The organism is Streptomyces sp. YGL11-2, assembly GCF_050054615.1.
GTDB lineage: Bacteria > Actinomycetota > Actinomycetes > Streptomycetales > Streptomycetaceae > Streptomyces.
Map to the genome: position 1 here is coordinate 54,309 of NZ_JBNHIN010000021.1, position 3,026 is coordinate 57,334.

2 protein-coding genes are annotated in these 3,026 nt (G+C 72.6%); both read right to left on the reverse strand.

The annotated features are described in order from the left end of the window. Window positions 1-118 precede the first annotated feature (118 nt). A complete protein-coding gene (locus ACO1BR_RS23500) occupies window positions 119-1,585 on the reverse strand; it encodes a DUF2079 domain-containing protein (RefSeq protein WP_426797059.1) in 1,467 nt (488 codons plus the stop codon). A gap of 376 nt (window positions 1,586-1,961) precedes the next feature. Continuing rightward, a complete protein-coding gene (locus tag ACO1BR_RS23505) occupies window positions 1,962-2,759 on the reverse strand; it encodes a DUF4190 domain-containing protein (protein WP_426797060.1) in 798 nt (265 codons plus the stop codon). Between the last annotated feature and the right edge of the window lie 267 nt (window positions 2,760-3,026).

The following is a 3,026-nucleotide window of genomic DNA, read 5'->3' on the forward strand; positions in this document are numbered from 1 at the left end:
CCCCGGCACCCACCACCCACAAGGCGTCCCCGCCCACCAACCCCCTCCGCCGAAGGCGGAGAACGGCGGAAACCCCCACGGCGGGTCAGCCGACAACGTGGGAGGGCACAAAACATCGTCAGCCCGCCGACGTCCGCCGGAAGACGACGATGTCCGCGGCGGTGCCCAGCGGGACGTACGTGGACTTGGGGTGACGGGCGGTCACGTCGGCGAGGGCTTGTTCGGGCGTGTGGTGCTCGGGCAGTTGGGCGGCGACGTAGTCGGGGGCCAGACCGCCGGTGTCGCCGGTCCAGTAGACGCGGGCGCGGCCCGTGAGGTGGCTGATCGGGCGGACGTCGGACTCCACCGTCGCGCCGTCGGGGATCCGGTCGAGCAGCCGCTCGGCGGCGGCCACGCCCGGGGGCTTGCGGTAGGTGGCGGCCTCGGTCAGCCGGGTCAGCGGGAGGCTGGTGGTCAGCGCCAGCGCGGCGGCCAGTAGGGCGGCCGGCAGATGGTGCGCGTACGAGCGCAGCCACGGGCGGGCGGCGGCGCGGGCGTGCGGCAGGGCGTCGACCAGGGCGAGGAACACGACGGGCATCAGGACGGCGTTGTAGTGCCAGTCGATGCCCCAGTAGTGCGGGTCGTGGGAGAGGAAGCGCCAGCCGAGCGTCGGCAGCGCGACCAGGAGGAGCGGGGAGCGGAGGGCGAGCAGCCCGGTGGTGGGGAGCAGCACCCACAGCACGGTGCGGAGCACGACGTCGACCGGGACGGCGGGGGAGGCGCCGCCGTGAGCGCCGAGTTTGCTCCAGTAGTCGTACGAGCCGGAGCCGTTGAAGCCGGGGATGATCAGGCCGAGGGTGACGGCGGTGGCGGTGATGCCGAACGCGACCAGCGCGATGGGCAGCGGGCTCGCGCGCCGGGTGCGCAGCAGCGCCAGCGCGCCGATGGCGGCGGCGGTCACGCCCAGGTCCTCCTTGACCAGCACCAGCGGCGCGGCCCAGCACACCGCCGCGTTCCACCGGCCGCGCAGCACCGCTTCGAGGGCGAAGGCGATCAGCGGCATCGCGAACGCTATCTCGTGGAAGTCGAAGTCGACGGCCTTCTGTATGCCCCAGGACAGGCCGTAGGCGGCGCCGATGGCCAGGCCCTGGCGGCGGCCGAGGTGGCGGGCGGCGGCGCGGGTCACCGGTATCGCGGACAGCGCGAACAGCGCGGCCTGCGCGGCGAGCAGGGTCAGTGGTGAGGGGAGGAGGCGGTAGAAGGGGGCGAGCAGGGCCAGGACGGGGCTGAAGTGGTCGCCGAGGATGTTGGTGCCGGGCCCCTTGAGGTCGACGATCGGTGCGCCGAAGTGGGCGTAGCCCCGTATCGCCTGCTCGAAGATGCCCAGGTCCCAGGACACGTCGGACAGGGAGCGGAAGCGGCAGTACGAGAGCGTGGCGAACGCGAGGAAGCACAGCCCGGCGATCCAGTACGGGTCGAGGTGCGGCGCCCGGAGGGCGGCGAGGCGGGCCGCCGTAGGACGGGGCGGGGACGCGGTCGCCGGGGTGGCGGTGCCGCGCGCCGGTCCGACGCGGTCGCCTGCCGCCGGTGCTGCGGCCGTGTCCATGGGGGTCCTCACTCTCGGTCTCCGAAAAGGTACTCGAACGGGTGAACGGGTCGGCCCGGTGTCCGCCGGGCGGTCCGCCTCCCTGTTCACCTGTCCCGCGCCCGCGTTGCCACGCGTGGGAACAGCGGTGCGGGCCGCGCCGTCCGCCCGCTCCCCGGTCCGGCCGCCGCGCGACCTCCGCGCCGCTCCCCCTCGCCGCGCGTCGGTGACTCAGACGTCAGGGCGCGCCCGTCCGTTCCCGCGGGTGGGCCGGGAACGGGGGCGGATCGGTCCGCGCACCGCGACGGCCTCCGGCCCGGCACCGCGGTGACGCGGTGCCGGGCCGGAGGCCGTCGGGGGAGGGGTGCGGGGGCGGAGCCGGGCGGCTCCCGCCGGGTCAGCTGGTGGGCAGCTTCCAGTGCACGGCCTGCAGGTCGATGTCCGGGGTGACCTCGATGTCCAGTTCCTTGGCGGTCGGCGGGGCGTCGAAGGCGACGTCCACGGTGGCGGTCGCGCCGGGGGCGATCGAGCCGTCGAAGCCGATGCCGATCTTGCCGTCGATGATCTGCTCCGCCTTGCGGCCGTCGGCGCCGGTCTTCGCCTTGATCTGGGTCAGGGCGGGGTTGAAGGCGGCCTTGCCCTTGTTCTTCATCTGCACGGTGACCTTGTACGCCTTGTTGCCGGCGGTGTGCCCCGAGGCGATCTCGCCGACTGCGTATGGCGCCGGCTTGGTGACGCTCACCTCAAGGCCCTTGTCGGGGTAGGTCGCGAACTCGCCGGGGCCGTAGGACTTGTTGCTGCCGCCCTTGCTGCCGTCCTTGGGCTGTGCCGGTGCGCCGTGGACCTGCTTGTTGATCTCGTCGACGGCCTGCTTGGCGGCCATGACGGTGACGATGCCGCCGACGACCGCGAGGATGATCGCGAGCACGCCCAGGATCGTGCCGGTGATCGCCACGCCCTTGTTCGTGGCCTGGCCTTTCTTGACCCGGCTCGTTCCGACCAGGCCGAAGATCAGCGCCAGGATGCCGAGCGGTCCGGCGATCCAGAACAGCAGCATCGGGATGCCGCTGAGCGCGCCGAGGATGCCGAGGATCAGGGCGGCGATGCCCAGTCCGTTGCGCGCCGCCTGGGGGGCGGCGCCCGGCATGCCGTGGGGCCCCTCCGGGACGGGCTGGTAGTGCATCTGCTGAGACATGCGAAGGGGCCCCTTCCGGGCGCTGGAATCGGTTCCGTCGAATCGGTGGGTCAATAAGAGCATGGGCTGTGAACCGAGTCAACGTGAATCTGCGAGATATGGAAGTTCACGTCGTGAAGGGAGGGGTGCAAGGTGGGTGGGTATGCTCGTCGACACAGAGAACACGGGGGTCATCGGGACGGGAGCCAGCCAGGTGCCGGACAAGGCGACGGACGACAGGGCGGCCCGCGGCGCCGCGGACGCCCACGCGAACCCAGAAAACGAGGC